14 protein-coding genes are annotated in these 16,992 nt (G+C 58.2%); 5 read left to right on the forward strand and 9 right to left on the reverse strand.

The window, feature by feature from the left end:
• Positions 1 to 44: 44 nt before the first annotated feature.
• Positions 45 to 1,220 carry an Obg family GTPase CgtA gene (gene cgtA, locus CTZ24_RS02475; RefSeq protein ID WP_021184255.1) on the forward strand — a complete coding sequence of 392 codons (1,176 nt, stop codon included), beginning with the start codon at positions 45 to 47 and terminating at the stop codon, positions 1,218 to 1,220.
• A gap of 148 nt (positions 1,221 to 1,368) precedes the next feature.
• On the opposite strand, the gene CTZ24_RS02480 is transcribed toward cgtA, so the two are convergent.
• Genes CTZ24_RS02480 through CTZ24_RS02500 form a run of 5 tightly spaced genes read right to left on the reverse strand, consistent with a single transcriptional unit; the run spans position 1,369 to position 6,221 of the window.
• Positions 1,369 to 1,785, reverse strand: coding sequence for a hotdog fold thioesterase (locus tag CTZ24_RS02480; protein ID WP_021185718.1), 417 nt, complete (start codon positions 1,783 to 1,785; stop codon positions 1,369 to 1,371).
• A 3-nt stretch (positions 1,786 to 1,788) separates the two neighbouring features.
• Positions 1,789 to 2,547: a 2,3-dihydro-2,3-dihydroxybenzoate dehydrogenase gene (gene dhbA / locus CTZ24_RS02485; protein WP_021185719.1), complete on the reverse strand. Its 759-nt coding sequence runs from the start codon at positions 2,545 to 2,547 to the stop codon at positions 1,789 to 1,791.
• The gene (locus CTZ24_RS02490; protein ID WP_021185720.1) at positions 2,544 to 3,398 is read right to left on the reverse strand and encodes an isochorismatase family protein; all 855 of its coding nucleotides are present in this window, start codon (positions 3,396 to 3,398) and stop codon (positions 2,544 to 2,546) included. Before CTZ24_RS02490 ends, dhbA begins: the two co-directional genes overlap by 4 nt.
• A gap of 17 nt (positions 3,399 to 3,415) precedes the next feature.
• Complete coding sequence (locus CTZ24_RS02495) at positions 3,416 to 5,032, reverse strand: (2,3-dihydroxybenzoyl)adenylate synthase (RefSeq protein ID WP_208724694.1); 1,617 nt, start codon at positions 5,030 to 5,032, stop codon at positions 3,416 to 3,418.
• Between the two features lie 10 nt (positions 5,033 to 5,042).
• A complete protein-coding gene (locus CTZ24_RS02500; protein ID WP_208724695.1) occupies positions 5,043 to 6,221 on the reverse strand; it encodes an isochorismate synthase in 1,179 nt (392 codons plus the stop codon).
• Positions 6,222 to 6,397: 176 nt separating this feature from the next.
• Between CTZ24_RS02500 and fepB the strand changes: the two genes are divergently transcribed.
• Positions 6,398 to 7,363 carry a Fe2+-enterobactin ABC transporter substrate-binding protein gene (gene fepB, locus CTZ24_RS02505; RefSeq protein ID WP_208724696.1) on the forward strand — a complete coding sequence of 322 codons (966 nt, stop codon included), beginning with the start codon at positions 6,398 to 6,400 and terminating at the stop codon, positions 7,361 to 7,363.
• Here fepB and entS read toward each other — a convergent pair.
• Entirely contained in the window at positions 7,358 to 8,608 is a 1,251-nt protein-coding gene (entS, locus tag CTZ24_RS02510; RefSeq protein WP_208724697.1) for an enterobactin transporter EntS, read from the reverse strand. The genes fepB and entS overlap by 6 nt on opposite strands.
• 181 nt (positions 8,609 to 8,789) lie before the next feature.
• Between entS and fepD the strand changes: the two genes are divergently transcribed.
• The 3 genes from fepD to CTZ24_RS02525 are packed head-to-tail and all read left to right on the forward strand — an operon-like array spanning position 8,790 to position 11,505.
• Positions 8,790 to 9,746, forward strand: coding sequence for a Fe(3+)-siderophore ABC transporter permease (gene fepD, locus CTZ24_RS02515; RefSeq protein ID WP_244634015.1), 957 nt, complete (start codon positions 8,790 to 8,792; stop codon positions 9,744 to 9,746).
• The gene (gene fepG, locus CTZ24_RS02520; protein WP_208724699.1) at positions 9,743 to 10,714 is read left to right on the forward strand and encodes an iron-enterobactin ABC transporter permease; all 972 of its coding nucleotides are present in this window, start codon (positions 9,743 to 9,745) and stop codon (positions 10,712 to 10,714) included. Before fepD ends, fepG begins: the two co-directional genes overlap by 4 nt.
• Complete coding sequence (locus tag CTZ24_RS02525) at positions 10,711 to 11,505, forward strand: ATP-binding cassette domain-containing protein (protein WP_021185727.1); 795 nt, start codon at positions 10,711 to 10,713, stop codon at positions 11,503 to 11,505. Before fepG ends, CTZ24_RS02525 begins: the two co-directional genes overlap by 4 nt.
• Before the next feature lie 76 nt (positions 11,506 to 11,581).
• Here CTZ24_RS02525 and CTZ24_RS02530 read toward each other — a convergent pair whose 3' ends face one another.
• The 3 genes from CTZ24_RS02530 to fes are packed head-to-tail and all read right to left on the reverse strand — an operon-like array spanning position 11,582 to position 16,954.
• Complete coding sequence (locus CTZ24_RS02530) at positions 11,582 to 15,499, reverse strand: enterobactin synthase subunit F (RefSeq protein ID WP_208724700.1); 3,918 nt, start codon at positions 15,497 to 15,499, stop codon at positions 11,582 to 11,584.
• Complete coding sequence (locus CTZ24_RS02535) at positions 15,492 to 15,713, reverse strand: MbtH family protein (RefSeq protein WP_021185729.1); 222 nt, start codon at positions 15,711 to 15,713, stop codon at positions 15,492 to 15,494. The genes CTZ24_RS02530 and CTZ24_RS02535 overlap by 8 nt, the downstream gene beginning before the upstream one ends.
• 29 nt (positions 15,714 to 15,742) lie before the next feature.
• Positions 15,743 to 16,954, reverse strand: coding sequence for an enterochelin esterase (gene fes, locus CTZ24_RS02540; protein ID WP_208724701.1), 1,212 nt, complete (start codon positions 16,952 to 16,954; stop codon positions 15,743 to 15,745).
• Positions 16,955 to 16,992: the final 38 nt, after the last annotated feature.

The following is a 16,992-nucleotide window of genomic DNA, read 5'->3' on the forward strand; positions in this document are numbered from 1 at the left end:
CAGTTGGGAACCCGCTGAGAACGTTAGTGTGACGGAGAAAGAAAATGAAGTTTGTTGATGAAGCGACGATCCTAGTGGTCGCGGGTGATGGCGGTAATGGTTGCGTCAGCTTCCGCCGCGAAAAATACATTCCGAAAGGTGGTCCGGACGGTGGTGACGGCGGTGATGGCGGCGACGTTTACCTGCTGGCGGATGAAAACCTGAATACCCTGATCGATTATCGTTTCGAAAAATCTTTCCGTGCTGAGCGTGGCCAGAATGGCCAGAGCCGTGACTGTACCGGCAAACGTGGTAAAGACATCATCGTCAAAGTCCCTGTGGGGACGCGTGTCATTGACCAGGGCACCGGTGAAACGCTGGGCGATATGACACGCCACGAGCAGAAGTTGATGGTCGCCAAAGGCGGCTGGCATGGTCTGGGCAATACCCGTTTTAAATCCTCTGTGAACCGTACTCCGCGCCAGAAAACGATGGGTACGCCGGGTGAAAAACGTGACCTGCAACTGGAGCTGATGCTGCTGGCTGACGTCGGTATGCTTGGTTTGCCGAATGCAGGTAAATCGACCTTTATTCGTGCTGTTTCTGCCGCTAAGCCAAAAGTTGCTGATTATCCGTTTACCACCCTGGTGCCAAGCCTGGGCGTGGTGCGTATGGACAGCGAAAAAAGCTTTGTGGTCGCCGACATTCCGGGCCTGATTGAAGGTGCTGCGGAAGGTGCGGGCCTGGGTATTCGTTTCCTGAAACACCTTGAACGCTGCCGCGTGTTGTTGCACCTGATCGACATCGCGCCGATTGACGAGTCTGATCCGGTAGAAAACGCGCGCATCATCCTCGGCGAGCTGGAAAAGTACAGCGATAAACTGTATCAGAAGCCGCGCTGGCTGGTGTTCAACAAAACTGACCTGCTGAGCCGTGAAGAAGCGGAAAGCCGTGCTAAAGCGATTGCAGAAGCACTGGGCTGGGAAAATAAATACTATCTGATTTCCGCTGCCAGCCGTGATGGCGTCAACGACCTGTGTTGGGACGTGATGAGCTTCATCATCGCGAACCCGAAAGAAGTCGAAGAAGAAGCGAAAGAGCCGGAGAAAGTTGCCTTCATGTGGGATGATTACCACCGTGAAGCGATGGAAAACGCGCAGGAAGTGGAAGAAGACGAAGACTGGGATGACGACTGGGATGAAGATGACGACGAGGGCGTCGAAATCATTTACCAGCGTTAATTGCTCCAGCAAAAAGCGGCCAGATGGCCGCTTTTTTGTTGCCGATGCGTAGCGGCGCGATTTATCGCGCAATACCCTACACAATGCCGGAAACACCCGCGCGATAAATCGCGCCGCTACGGCAGAAAGGATGGCATACCAGGTCAAATTACCCGAGCACTGCCACCGTCAAACGGCTACTACAGCACAACTGATCGCGTCCATTGCGGATCTCGATCTGCCAGCTTTGATTACGTGCACCGAGATGCAGTGGGCGGCAGATACCGCGCACTTCGCCGCTGCTGACCGCGCGGTGATGACTGGCACTCACCTCAATCCCCACCACGCTTTTTCCCTCTTCCACGCTGAGATAGCCGGCAATCGATCCCATCGATTCCGCCAACACCACCGATGCGCCACCGTGCAACAAACCAAATGGCTGCTGCGTGCGTGCATCTACCGGCATGATGGCCTCCAGGTAATCGTCGCCGATCACGGTAAACACAATGCCCAGATGTGCCACCAGTGAGTTCTCACCCATCCGGTTCAGTTCATCCAGTTCTATCGATCGTTTCCAGATTGCCATGCATCAGGCTCCCAGCGTCGCGCCACCGTCCACCACGATATCCTGGAGTACCACATGGCTGGCGAGATCGGAAGCAAGGAACAGAATGTTGGCAGCGATCTCCTGCGGTTTGGCGATCTTACGCAGTGGGATCCCGAGTTTATATTGATCCTGGAAACCGTTGATCATCTCCTGCTCCGCCTCCGGGGTATGCCACAGGCTGCGCTGCATATCGGTATCGGTCGATCCTGGTGAGACGATATTGCAACGCACGCCGAGCGGAGCCATCTCCAGACCTACGGTGAGGCACAGGCTACGTAGCGCCGCTTTGGATGCGCCATAGGCAGACATGCCAAGGCGTGGTGCATGGGCGGCATTCGAAGCGATGGTGACGATAGCGCCGGCCCGTTGCTGGCGGAACACCGGCAGCGTCTGCTGGAACATATTGAACGCACCACCGGCGTTGACGGCGAGGCAAGCCTGCCAGTCCTCAAACGCCAGCTCTTCGGTGCTGCCAATACGCAGAATGCCAGCACCGTTTACCAGCACATCGAGACGCGGTTGATCCGCCAGCAGACGCTGGCAGACGGTTTTCACTTCAGCAGCATCAGCAACGTTCATCACCTGACAGGCAAACGGATAGTCTGCCTGATCAAAACGCAGATCGAAGCCCACCACCTGCGCGCCCGCCTGATGAAAAGCCAGCGCCGTATGGTAGCCGATGCCTTTACCGGCCCCGGTTACCCAGACAATTTTTCCACGGAAATCAAACGGCAGGCTCATTTCGTCGACTCCCGCGACAGCAGTGCCCACCAGCCGTCAATGCTGGGATTCTTCGCCAGGCTAACGAAATCGATATCGCTGTGCACCTGACGCCAGCGCGCTGCCAGCGCCATCACGCGTACGGAATCAAGACCGTAGTCGATCAGATTCTCATCATCTTCCGGCACATCGTCATCTTCCAACAGCGGCAGGATCAGCGCGCGCAGATCATCTTTGCTCAGCGGCAGCGGCATCAGATCAGCGGTCATCACCACTTTGCCGCTACGGCCAGCGGTGTAGGTCAGCGCCATCAGATGTTCTTCACGGGTAAAATCAGCCAGCGCATCGGCCACCATAAATGGCTGGATGTTGCGCATAAAGGCGTCAGTGGCGGTGGTCAGGCAACCGATATGGGCGTAAACGCCGGTAATGATCAGCTGATCGCGGCCCATCTCTTGCAGGATCGACTCCAGCGGAGAACGATGAAAGGCGCTGTAACGCCATTTGGTCAGTACATGATCGTGCTGATCCGGTGCCAGAGCATCAACGATCTTCTGTTGATCGGGATGCTTGTTGAGGCCGGGTCCCCACATATCATTCAGTAGCGCACGATCTTCATCGCTCTGCTGGTTAGGCTGCGCGGTGTAGAACACCGGGATGCCTTGCGCTTTGCAGTAAGCCCGCAGCCGCGCGATGTTTTCGACAACCTGATTCACCAGCGGGCTGTTTTCGCCCCAAAAATTAAGGAAATAGGCCTGCATATCGTGAATCAGCAGCGCCGCGCGTTGCGGCTCCAGCGCCCATTTCACCTTGTTGGCAGGCAACTCGGTGGCGGTCGGCAGCGGATAAGAGGTCAACTTTGGAATAGCCATACAATCTCCGGAACAGGTCAGGCTTGCGCTTGTTGGTCGGCAAGTTGTTGGCGCAGACGTTTTTTATCTACCTTACCAACCGGGGTCAGCGGCAGGGCGTCTACGCAGGTAATACGATCGGGTAATTTGAACTCGGCTACGCCCAGTTCGCGCAGATGGCGACGCAGCACCACCGGCTTAATCGGCTGGCTGGCGACAATAAAGGCGCAGCTCTTTTCACCCATCAGCTCATCATTCATCGATACCAGCGCAGCGTGAATCACATCCGGGTGACGTTGCAGCAGGTTTTCGATCTCCTCTGCGGCGATCTTCTCTCCGCCACGGTTGATCTGATCTTTTTCGCGTCCCTGTACGGTGATGTAACCCTGCGGGTTAATCTCAATCAGATCGCCGGAACAGTAAAACCCGTCGGCATCAAAGCTGGCGGCGTTATGCTCCGGGCTGCGATAGTAACCACGGAAGGTATAAGGACCGCGTGTCATCAGACGGCCCACTTCACCCACCGGCAATGCATTGCCATCGGCATCGGCGACCCAGACTTCATCATCATCAGAAATTGGACGTCCCTGGGTGGTGAGGATGGTTTTCTCGTCGTCGTCGAAGCGTGTGTAGTTCACCAGCCCTTCCGCCATACCGAAAACCTGTTGTAACCGGCAGCCAATTTCTTGTTGGATGCGGGAAGCCAATGTCTCACCCAACTTCGCACCACCCACCTGCATCCGTTCCAGTGAGGCCAGCTGTTTGTTGCTGCCCCATTCCTGAATCGCCTGCAACCACAGGCTCACCGCAGGCGGCACCAGGCCGGTATCGGTGATCTGATGTTTTTCGATCAACGGAAAGCACAGTGTTGCGCTGGGATCGGCGGCCAGTACCACCTGACCACCGGCATAAAACACGCCGAGTGCGCCGGGTGAACTCATCGGAAAGTTATGTGCCGCAGGCAGTGCCACCAGATAGCGGGTGCGGTCGGTCACGGCGCAAATATCCACGCTGCCACGAATGCTGTAGTAGTAATCGTTGTGGGTACGCGGGATCAGCTTCGGCGTACCGGTACTGCCGCCGGAGAGCTGGAAGAAGGCCACTTCATCACCCGCACTCGGCGTTGGGGTGAAATCACCGGCGCTTTCCGCCAGCAGCGTTTCCAGGGTGTTTTCCGGCTGGGTGTCATTGCGCAGAATCACCTGCTGCAACGAGGGATGGCTGCGGCACAGCACATCGATAAAGCTATCATCAGCGAACAGCGGATGGGTACGATCGGCAATCAGCAGCACCGGTTCAATCTGCGCCGCGTAGGCGGTCATTTCTGTGCGCTGATGGCTGAACAACGCATTGACGGGTGCCACGCCGATTTTAAATAAGGCAAACAGGGTCAGATAGAAATCCGCCACGTTGCCGAGCTGCACCAATGCGGTATCGCCGGTTTTCAGGCCGCGACGTTGCAGGGCAGCCGCCAGGTTGTCGGTCAGCTGATCCATTTCGCGATAACTGATTTGGCGTTCGCCGTCGATCACCGCGATGGCGTCATTCTGTTGCTGACGCGCCAGGATGTCGGTCATTGGTACGTCGAGCCAGTAGCCTTTTTCGCGGTAACGGGCGGCGAGTTCGTCAGGCCAGCGGTTGTAGGGAATACTCATGGTCTTTCCTTTATTGCAGTCCAAAGGCGCGCAACATGGTGTCCAGCTTCACGCCGGTTTCACGCCATTCTGATTCGGGTTGAGAGTCGGCCACAATTCCGGCACCCGCGAACAGACGCACGCGGCTGTCATGTACCGTGCCGCAGCGGATGGTGACGACCCATTCGCCATTGCCTGCGTCATCGCACCAGCCGACGATGCCGCCAAACAGCTGACGATCGAACGGTTCCAACTGTTGGATCAGCTGTTGCGCTTGCTGATGCGGGAAACCGCTGAGAGCCGGAGTCGGATGCAGCAGGCAGGCGAGGGACAGGGCATTCTCGCGCGGATCCTGCACTTCACCATCAATCTGCGTGGCGAGATGCCATAACGTTGAGGTGGTGATGAGCGAGGGCACTGTCGGCACCGACAGCAGACGGCTGCGCGGTTGCAGCGTGGAGCGCATCGCATCGGTGACCAGCTGATGTTCGTGCCGATCTTTACTGGAGTTCATCAACGTTTCGCCGGCTGCGCGGTCGGTTTGGCTGTCGCTATCGCGACGTGCGGAACCGGCGAGAGGACAAGAGCTGAAGTCACGCCCCTGCTTGCGCAACATCAGTTCCGGACTGGCTCCCAGCAACACACCACCCTGCGGCAGCGGCAGATGGAAATGGTAGCTGTTAGGGTTTTGCGCCATGACCCGCTGCATCAGCGCAGCGCTATCCACCGGTTGTTCAGTCACGATATCCATCAGGCGCGACAGGACCACTTTATCGAGATCGCCACGTTGTGTGGCCGCCACCGCATCTGCCACCATTTGGGTAAAGGCGTCGTGATCCGGCACTGCCGCACGGCGGCGCACGGCGGGCAGCGCACTCAGTTCGGTCGGTAACGCGGCCAGTAAATCGGCACGCTTAAAGGTCTGATGGGATTCAGGAATAAACAAAGCGGCAGGTTGGCTGACATCAAACGGGATCGCACCGACCAGAATCGGTTTCTCGATACCCTGTTTTTTCGCCGCCGCAAAATGCTGGCGCAGCTGTTGCTGAAAATCACCGTCTAACGCAGCAGCATCCTGAACCGGTTCGGTCAGGGTGGTGTAGCAACCCTGAGTCACCAGGCTGCGCCAGGGAGATGTGAACAGGAATCCGCGACAAAGTGCGGAAAAATCCTTCAGCCAGGCATTTTCAAACGTGGAGGATTCCACCATAATTTTCACCTATAAATGATAAGATTATTAAGAATGATTATCATTTTTATTATGGCCCTGTAACCTACGTCGAATGGTCCAAAGAGTCAATCAGTTCGCGGGTGTTCCCTTATCTTTAAGCGTTTTCCGGCATTTACGCCGGGGGCGGAAATAAGCTAAATGATGGATGAAAACTTATGAATAAATGCGGTTTATGGGGCATGGTTGTCCTGTTGTTCATTTTACAGGCTTTTAGTGGACTTGCGCGTGCCGAACAGGGCTGGCCACGCAAAATTCAGACCGAACAGGGCGTGGTGACATTGACCAAAGCCCCCCAGCGTATTGTCTCAACCAGCGTCACCTTGACCGGTTCACTGCTGGCGATTGATGCGCCGGTGATTGCATCGGGTGCTACCGCCCCCAACAGTCGCCTCTCCGACGATCAGGGCTTCTTCCGTCAGTGGGGCGAGGTGGCGAAACAACGCGGCGTCAAACGCCTGTATATTGGTGAAGCCAACGCTGAAGCGGTGGCAGCCGAAGCACCGGATCTGATTATCGTCAGCGCCACGGGCAACGACTCCGCCATCAAGCTGGTGAGTCAGCTTTCTGCCATTGCACCGACGCTGGTGATTAACTACGACGATAAAAGCTGGCAGGACCTGATGACGCTGCTCGGTGAGGCCACCGGTCATGAAACTGAAGCGGCGCAGCATATTAAAGCCTTTGCCGATCGTCAGGCCGCGCTGAAAAAAGCCATCACATTACCGCCGCAGCCGGTTTCCGCCCTGGTGTGGAATGGCGATGGACGCGCGGTGAATTTGTGGACCGCTGAATCGGCGCAGGGCAAATTGTTGCAGCAACTGGGCTTCACCCTGGCGATGCCCCCGGCCAATATTCAACAAAGCCACAGCATGGGACAGCGCAAGGACATCATTCAGCTCGCGGGTGAAAACGTTGCCAGCGGCCTGACGGGACACAGCTTCCTGTTATTTGCTGGCGATGACAAAACCCGTCAGTCGGTGCTGGCTAATCCGTTCCTCGCACAAAACGCCGCTGTGACGCAGCAACAGGTTTATGCAATGGGCGTTGACAGCTTCCGCCTTGATTACTTCAGCGCCAGCAACCTGCTGGCTCGCCTGGAAAAACTGTTTGTGAAGTCATGATGCTTCTTCCGCCAGCGTTACGGCTGGCGGTTGATAGCGACGTAACGATCCCATCACCAGCCACATCAGCACGCCCAGCAGGGTGGCAGCAAAGCCAAACACCGCGGCCGCCTGCTGAGGTAACAGCCAGGCACCGATCCCGCCAATCAGCGCCGCGCCCAGCGCATCCCCGGTGACGTTTTGTGCCGTCCATAAGCTGTTAATACGTCCCAGCAGCGCATCAGGGGTTAATGCCTGAATCAGGGTGTACTGCACCAGGCTGGTAATGGAACTGAAGTAACCAAACGCCACCAGGCAGAGCAACGCGAGGGGGAAGTCTGGCATCAGGCCAAACAGCCCGAGCGCCAGAAATGAGGCGATAGCGCTACTGAGAATCAATAAACCGGGACGTGCGGCCTGTGCTAACCGACCACTGGTGACAGCGCCGATTGCGGCACCCAAAGGCACGGCAGCGAACATCAATCCCAGTCGGTCGGCACTCACCTCCCAATGCGGAGCCAGCGCCGGATAGAGCACGCGAATCGCGCTCGCCAGCGTCACCAGTGCGCCCATCAACGCCGCCATCCCCACCAAAGGCGTGGTAAAAAGAAATTGCACACCGGTTGCCAGCGATTTCAGGGGGTGCTCGCGCGGCTGTGGTGGCGGAGGTAGCATCGGCAGTTTTAGTAAGGTCAGCACGGTCAGTAAGGTCCCCAGCGCCGCGAGGACGAAGTTCCATACCACGCCGCCACTGGCAATCACCATGCCGGCTATCGCCGGTGACAGGATGGAGCCGAAACGTACCGAAAGCATGGTAATTGCGCCCGCCTGCATCAAATTCTCGCGTCCGACCAGCGCCGGAGTCGCGGCCAACAGCGCGGTGACGCCAATCGCACCGAAAAAGCCATCCCACAGCCCCAGCAGATACACCGCAGTCAGTGAGGGTTCAGGCAACGCCGCGTTGATCGCCAGTCCGACAAAGCCCAGACCACAGGTCGAGCGGGCGAATAAAATCAGTTTCTTACGTTCATAACGATCGGCCAGTACCCCGCCGGCTAGCAAACCAATAAACATGCCGCAGGCGGCTACCGTAACGCCGAGTCCAACCAGCAGGGGGGATTTTGTCATCTGCTGAATTTGTACCGGCACCGCCACCGCCAACATGCCGAGTGCGACAATCGAGATAAAGCGGGCGATAAATACCGCGCGAAACGCCGGATGGGATTTAAGCAGGGAGAGATCGATAAAGTGGGAGGGTTTGTTCATTTCTTCGCCTTTTTGCACCAATTTTCCTCATCTTCCGCGAGGCGAGTCATGATAACATAGACAAATACGAGTAATAACGATAACAAATATCATTATCACATTTACCCTACGCACGCGATTACGTTGATCATTAAAGGTTCATAACGCTATGCACCAGACTCGCGCACTTGCAGGATCAGGGATGCTGCTGGTGCTCCTTATTGCCCTGAGTTTAATGCTGGGGGCAAAATCCATCTCTCTTTCCGATGTTTATCATGCCGTGACCACCACCTGTGGTAGTGCGGATTGCGTTATCGTTCGCGAGGCGCGTCTGCCGCGTACCCTGGCCGGATTGCTGGCGGGCGTGGCTCTGGGGCTGGCCGGCGCGTTAATGCAAAGCCTGACGCGTAATCCACTCGCTGACCCCGGTATTCTTGGTGTCAACGCCGGAGCCAGTTTCGCCGTGGTGTTGGGGGTGGCATGCTTTGGTGCCAATGCGCCGTCCGAATGGCTTGGTTTTGCTTTTGGCGGTGCGCTACTGGCTTCATTGCTGGTGTCGATGACCGGCGCGATAGGTGGCGGGCGCGTCAATCCGGTGCGTTTAACCCTGGCCGGTGTCGCGTTAAGCGCGGTACTGGAAGGGCTGACCTCAGGCATCTCGCTGCTCAATCCTGACATCTATGATCACCTGCGTTTCTGGCACAGTGGTTCGCTGGATATTCGCGACTTCAGCATCCTGCGTACCCTGTGGCCAGCCGTTGCCGTCGGAAGCGTGGTGGCTTTCTGTTTGTCGCAAGCGTTAAACAGCCTGAGTATGGGCGGCGATATGGCGACCGCGCTGGGTACGCGCGTGGCCCGTACCCAGGTACTGGGGCTGCTGGCGATTGCGCTGCTGTGCGGTGCAGCCACCGCAGCGGTTGGACCGATTGCGTTTGTTGGGTTGATGACGCCGCATCTGGCGCGCTGGCTGGTGGGGAATGACCATCGCTGGCTACTGCCTGCTACCGCGTTGGTGACGCCGATCCTGCTGTTAACGGCGGATATTATTGGTCGCCTGCTGGTGCCAGGTGAGCTGCGCGTTTCTATCGTCACCGCCATGCTGGGAGCACCGATGTTGATTGTACTGGTGCGGCGCAAACTCGCGCGAGGTGTTGTATGACCCGGCGCGTCATGTTTCATACCTTCTGGTTGCTGCTCGGTTGCGGATTGCTCGCGTTTCTGGCGATGACACGGGGTGCTCTGCCGGTCAGCGGTGAACAAATCTGGCAGGTGATGCTGGGGCAGGGTGCCAGCAATATCAAACTGATCGTGCTGGAGTGGCGTCTGCCACGCGTGTTGATGGCGTTGCTGATTGGCGCAGCGTTGGGCGTGAGCGGCGCGATTTTCCAGTCACTGTTGCGTAATCCATTAGGCAGCCCGGATATTCTTGGCTTTAACACCGGTGCCTACAGCGGTGTGCTGGTGGCGCTGGTGTTGTTCAACCAAAACGCCTCGGCGATGACGGCTGCTGCGATGATTGGCGGCATTGCCACTGCCGCGCTGGTTTACCTGTTTGCCTGGCGTAACGGCGTGGAAACTTTCCGTTTGATTATCGTCGGCATCAGCGTGCGCGCGTTGTTGATGGGGCTTAACAGCTGGTTGATTATCAGCGCTTCGCTGGATGCTGCCCTCAGCGCCGGTCTGTGGAGCGCCGGTTCGCTGAACGGTATTACCTGGACAAAAACGCCGCCGGTGATCGTGGTGTTACTGCTGGCGCTGCTGTTGGTGGCGCTGCTGGCCCGCCGGATGCGTTTGCTGGAGATGGGGGATGACACCGCCTGCGCCCTTGGCGTGCCGGTGGAGCGTAGCCGCCTGTGGTTGATGCTGCTTGGCGTGGTGCTGATCGCTGCTTCAACGGCGCTGGTCGGCCCGATCTCCTTTGTGGCGCTACTGGCACCGCAGATTGCGCGCCGTCTCGGCGGCGGCATGCCGCTGGCCGGATTGTGTGGTGCGCTGTTGCTGATTGCTGCCGATTTCGCAGCCCAGCATCTGTTCTTACCTTATCAATTGCCGGTGGGGGTGATTACCGTCAGCATCGGCGGCCTTTATCTGATTGCTTTACTGGTGCGGGAGGCACGACGCCAATGACCGAAATCTCCAGTCGTCTCTATGGCGAAGGGTTGACGCTGGGTTACGACAAAAAAGTGGTGGCAGAAAATTTGTCGGTGGCGATCCCGGAAGGGGAACTGACGGTGATTATCGGCCCGAATGCCTGTGGCAAATCAACCCTGTTGCGCACCCTGAGTCGTCTGAATACGCCGTTAAAAGGTCAGGTGTTTTTGGACGGAGAAGCCATTGCGCGCTATCCCACCAAAGAGGTGGCACGCCGCCTGGGCCTGCTGCCGCAAAGTTCTAACGCCCCGGCAGGCATCAGCGTCACTGAGCTGGTGGCGCGTGGACGTTATCCACATCAGGCGCTGTTCGGGCGCTGGCGTGCTGAAGATGAAGCTGCGGTGCAGCAGGCGATGCTGGCGACCGGGGTGTCTGATCTCGCTGATCAGCAGGTGGATACCTTGTCTGGCGGTCAGCGTCAGCGTGTGTGGATTGCGATGGTGCTGGCGCAGCAAACGCCGTTGTTGTTACTGGACGAGCCGACCACCTGGCTGGATATCACCCATCAGATTGAATTGCTGGAATTGATGCAGGATCTCAATCAACAGCATGGCCGTTCGTTGGTGGTGGTGCTGCATGATCTGAATCACGCCTGCCGCTATGCCACGCACCTGATTGCTATGCGTCATGGACGGATTATCGCGGAAGGGAAACCGGCAGAGATTGTCACGCCCGCGTTGATTGAGCAGGTATACGGCTTGCGCTGCGTGATTGTGGAAGACCCGGTGGCGCATACGCCAATGATTGTGCCGCTGGGACGGCCGTAGCGGTGTGATTTATCGCGCGGTTCCGTGCGCGGTGCTGGAAAAAATCGGCGCGATAAATCGCGCCCTACATTCTGGATCAGAGTTTGCTCAGTAGCCGTTGTAATAACGGTCCGATTTGCTCAAACATCTTCGGTGAAATGATATCGACGTGGGCGCAATCCATCGGCCACACCTCCAGCTCGCCGACATAAGGTGCCCAGGCGCGACGTGCATCCTGTCCCGGCTGTTGCGTCTGTTCTGCGAGGAACAAGGTTGCGCGGCCACTGAAGCTGGCGCTGCGTGCCGTTGCCAACAGACGTACTGAACTGGCGTAGTTGGCTTCGATAGTGTCAAACATCACCTGCATCTCTTCACCCGCCTGATGCCGTTGCGCCGCAATAAACTGCTCGCGCTCGCGGTTCACTTCGTCCAGCACTGCCGGGTCCAGCACGTTTTCGCCGCGTTTTTCATCCCAGTTCTGCGTCTCTGGCGGCCAGGTATCAAGCAGGCCGAGGAACGCTACCTCTTCACCGGCAGCCGCCAGCCGTGCCGCAATCCCCTGAGCCAGCGTACCGCCAAGTGAATAGCCGAGGAAATAATAAGGGCCGTGCGGCTGTACCTCGCGCAGGGTGCGCAGATGGGCGTCGCACACCTCGTCCAGATGCGTGCTTTGATTCAACGGGCTGGCGGTGTCCGGCGACTGAATGCCGATCAACGACCAGCGCGCATCAAGGTAGCGTTGCAGAATGCTGAATTGCCACGCAAAGCCAGAGGCCGGATGGAAACAGAACAAATTTGGCCCAGTGCCCTGGCGCAGCGGCAGCACGGCCTCAAAACCGGCCTGCTGGTGGGATTGCGCATCACTTAACAATGCAGCCAGCTTCTCGACGGTGGAGGCAACCATGATCTGTCCGACGGTCACCGGCTGCCGGAGTTCACGGCGCAACTGGGCAGCAAGGCGCATCGCCAGCAGTGAATGACCGCCCAGGGCAAAGAAATCATCCTGGGCGCTGATGCTGTCGCGTGCCAGCAACTGACAAAACGCCGCAGCCAGTTGGCTTTCCAGGCCGGGATGCGGTTCACGCCCGGCGCTGGCGCTGCTCGCCTGCGGCAGCGGCAGGGCTTTGCGATCCAGCTTGCCGTTGCTGCTGAGCGGGAAAGCCTCCAGTTGGACAATCGCCACTGGCACCATATGGGTGGGTAGTTGCTGGGCCAGCGCGTTACGCAGGGCCTCACCGTCTACAGCATGATCGGCAATGACATAACCCACCAGTTGGCGGGCATCGCCTTGTGCCGTGGCCCCCCCCAACACCACGGCGTGCGTCACCGCTTGCTCAATGCCGGGCTGAGCGCACAACACATGATCGATTTCGTTGAGTTCGATGCGCTGACCACGAATTTTTAACTGGTCGTCACTGCGGCCAAGATATTCCACCGCGCCGTTGTCGAGCCAACGCGCCACGTCGCCAGTGCGATACATGCGTTCACCCTTGCCGGCCGGATCGGCGACAAAGCGGCTGGCGGTGAGAGCGGGACGCCCCAGATAACCGTGTGCCAGTTGAATGCCGGTCAGATAGAGATCGCCCGCCACACCCGGCGGCACCGGTTGCAGACGCGCATCAAGGATACGCAGGCCGGTGTTCCAGACCGGATAGCCAATCGGCACGCTGGCACCTTCAACCGCCGCCAGTGACTCGCCGAACGCTGGATACCAGCTCACATCCACCGCCGCTTCAGTCGGACCGTATAAATTGTGCAGCGGCACCTGAGTCAACTGCTCCCACTCGCGGGATAAATCGGTTGGCAGTGCTTCGCCGCTACAGAACACGCGGCGCAGGCTGGCACAACTGTTAATCGCGGCATCGTCCTGCAATGCGGCGACAAACGCCGCCAGCATCGAAGGCACAAAGTGGGTGGTGGTGACCTGATGTTGCGCGAACAACTGTTGCAGAGCTTCCGGGTCGCGATGGGCTTCCGGTGGGGCCATCACCAGTTGGGCACCGACCAGCAACGGCCAGAAGAATTCCCACACCGAAACGTCAAAGCTGCTCGGGGTTTTCTGCAACACCACATCGTCAGCCTGCAACGGATAGTGATTTTGCATCCATAGCAGACGGTTAACGATCGCCTCATGACCGACCAGCACCCCTTTGGGACGCCCGGTAGAACCCGAGGTATAGATGATGTAGGCACCGTCCTGCGGTTGCGGCGCGCTGAGCGGGGCTGGCGCATCCGTGTGATTAAACAGCGCATCGAAATGTAGCTGGCTGACGTCGGAGATGGCAGCAAAACGTGGTGCGAGTGACGCTGAGGTGATTAACGTTTGTGGTGTGGCATCTTCCAGCATCAGTTGCAGGCGATCATCAGGGTAGCCGGTATCAAGCGGCAGATAAGCCGCACCGAGCGTAACGATCGCCTGGAGTGCCAGCGACAACTGCACCGAACGCGGCAGCGCGACGGCAACAATATCACCCCGTGCGACACCGGCGGCGCTTAGCTGTTGTGCCAGCGCAAATACCTGCTGCTGCATCTGACAGTAGCTGAGTTGATGCTGTGCATCGGCCAGCGCTGGCGCATCCGGGGTGCGGGTTACCTGCTGAGCCAACAGCGATGCCAGAGTCTCGGCAGGCACCGGGTGAGGGGTATGGTTAATATCCGCCAGCCAGTGATGTTCTGCTGCGGTCAACAGATCCAACTCGCCGCACGGGCGCTGCGGTTCCGCGGCCAACTGGGTCAGCAGCAGCGCAAAACGGCTGGTGTGGCGTTGCAGCGTCGCCAGATTGTAGCGTTCCGCATTCGCCAGCAACTCCAGCGTCAGCTCACCCTGTTCACTGATATAGATGGCGATTTCCAGATCGCGTACCGGACCAGAAGCCAGTTGATGGGTGATGCCCTCCACACCGGCGAAATCCAGCTGATAATCAAACATCTTCAGGTTGATCACCGGACCGTAGATCGGATCGCCATCGCCAAGGCGTCCCAGATCGCGTTGCACCTGTTCAGCGTCATAGCGCTGGTGGCGGCGCATTTTCTTCACTTCACCCGCCAGTTGCGTTGCCAGTGCGGCCAGTGGCTGTGACGGGTCGTAATGGATCGCCATCGGTAACACGTTAATCACCGGCCCGGTGGCGCATAGCGCGGCCGAACCGATACGCCGCATAAAGATGAAACCTGCGGAAAAATCGTTTTGCCCGCTGAGGCGCGCCAACCATAAGCCAACCAGCGCGAAGGCGAGATCGGCGGCGCTGTGCTGCGGATGTTGGCTGACCAGCGTCTGGAAGGAGGCGTGATCCATCGTCAGGCTATGGCGCAGCAGTTGGGTGCTGGCGCTTTGTCCGGCCAGCGGTTGCGCCGCCAGTGAGGCAGGGGCGGGCAGGGATGCCCCTTTTTCACGCCAGAACTGGCGATCACGTTCAAAGGAGGAGGATTGCTGATAACGCTGATACTCCTCCACCACTTCGCTAAAGGGGATAAACGGCGTGGGTTCTGGCTCCTGCTGGCGCGCCCAGGCGCTGTACAGGTTGGCGATGCGCCGCGTCAGGGCGGTAAAACTGAAGCCATCCACCACCAGGTGGTGATAACGCTGATACCAGAACCAATGCTGCTCGCCGAGGCGATACAGGCAATGATGATATAAGGGGGAACCGCTCAGCACGCGCAGATCGCCATTCATATCGTCACGCATCAGCGCGCGGGCTTTGTCTGCGGGATTCTCGTCTGAGCGCAGGTCAACCACTTGCGGTGCGGTGAAATGCTGGATCTGCGGCCATTGCAGCGCTTCGCCGTCTACCTCGCCAAACGCCATATTCAGCGTATCGGCCTCCTGCATCCCATTGATGATCGCTTTGCTCAGCAACTCACTGTCAATATCGCCCTGCAATTCAATAAAGTGCGCGACCGCATAGGCGTTGTGATGGGGCGACAGCTGATCGGCAATCCAGATGCCGGGCTGTGCTGCCACCAGCGGCAGGGTTTGTTGTTCGGTATGGGGTCGATTCATCAGGGATTCAGACATTGTCGCTCCGGTTGGTGTCCTGCGTCACTGGGCGGATATTCCCCCAGTTCTGTTCCAGCCAGTTGAGGCAATCAGGCTGTGGCTGCGGGCCATACACGGCGAGCCAGCCAGCGGGGAGGGCGCTGAACGCGGGCCATAAACTGTATTGTTGCTGCGGATTGCGCAGCACCAGACAATCCTGCTGCGGATCGTCGAAGGGATTGCGATGTTCCATGTCGGCTCCTGAGTCCGGGCGAGATGAATTTATGTCGGGGTGCGCCACAACGCCTGTAAACCATCAATCAGGCCACCACGCCAGCACAGCGCGTCGTGTCCCCCTTCTACTGGCTGGTAGTGCACCTGATAGCCAGCGGCCTGCAACTTCTGCTGTAGTTGCTGATTTGCCTGCAAAATCAGTCCTTCACGTTTACCCGCTTCCAGCCAGAAACGCAGCGGCTGGCGCGGTGCCAGACCTTGATCCAGTTGCTGCAACAGCCAGCCATGCGGATTACCACGCTCCGGCCACCAGAAGGAGCCCGACAAACTGATGGCGTTGCCAAACTGCTGCGGCCAGTGCAGCGCCGCAAACACTGATGCCAGACCGCCGAAGCTCTGCCCGGCGACCACGGTACTGGTGGCCTGCGGTTGGTACGGTGCCCACTGCGCGACCTGGGGAAGTAATTCTTCCTGCAAGGCTTGCCAGAACAGCGGGTTACACGGCAACTCACGGCTGCGGTGCTCACGATCAATGATGTCGATAAACAGATAGACGGCAGCAGGCAATGCGCCCTCATCGGTGAGTTGTTGCAGCGGTCCGGCAATCGGCATGCTGTTGGCCCAGAACTGACCGTCGAGCAAAATTGCCAGTGGCCGTGACGCGGGTTGGGCCTCGCCGGTGCAATAGATCCACACCCGGCGACTGTTGCCGAGTAAGTGGCTGTCCCAGCGATATTCTTGCAAAGGGATTGCAGGGGCGTGGCCTTCATCTATCGCACGCCATAGCTGCTGATTGGGTGCCAGCGGCAGATGCAATGGGGATACCCCCATGCCGCGTCCACCAGACCAGCCTCGCAGGGCATTGAGCGGATCCGCCTGGGCGGTCGGGAATTTGTCGCGCCACCAGTTGCGCAGCGTGTACATATCGACATCGCCGGAAAAATCCGTCGCCTGCTCATCTGGCATCAGGCAGTAGCTGCCACGCCAGTTGGCTGGCAGGGTGGTTTGCCAGTACCAGACATCGGTATTGGCTACTCGCATCAGGGATTGTGGGGCGCGGCGCTGGTGGTGATCGGTCACACCGGTGATGTTAATCCATACCCGCTGGATAGGTGACTGCGTCTCGTTGCCCTGCGGATCGCGCCAGAGGAAAGTGACCTGGCACTCGCCGTTCACTTCGCCTTCCACACGCGGGATACCTTTACGTTGTTGCTCCTGCCACCAGGCTTCACTGCCGGTTAGATCATTTAGCCAGGTCATAGGTGCTGCCAGTCGCCATTTACTCAAGGATTCTTTCA

The sequence above is a fragment of the Pantoea phytobeneficialis genome, assembly GCF_009728735.1.
Taxonomy (GTDB): domain Bacteria; phylum Pseudomonadota; class Gammaproteobacteria; order Enterobacterales; family Enterobacteriaceae; genus Pantoea; species Pantoea phytobeneficialis.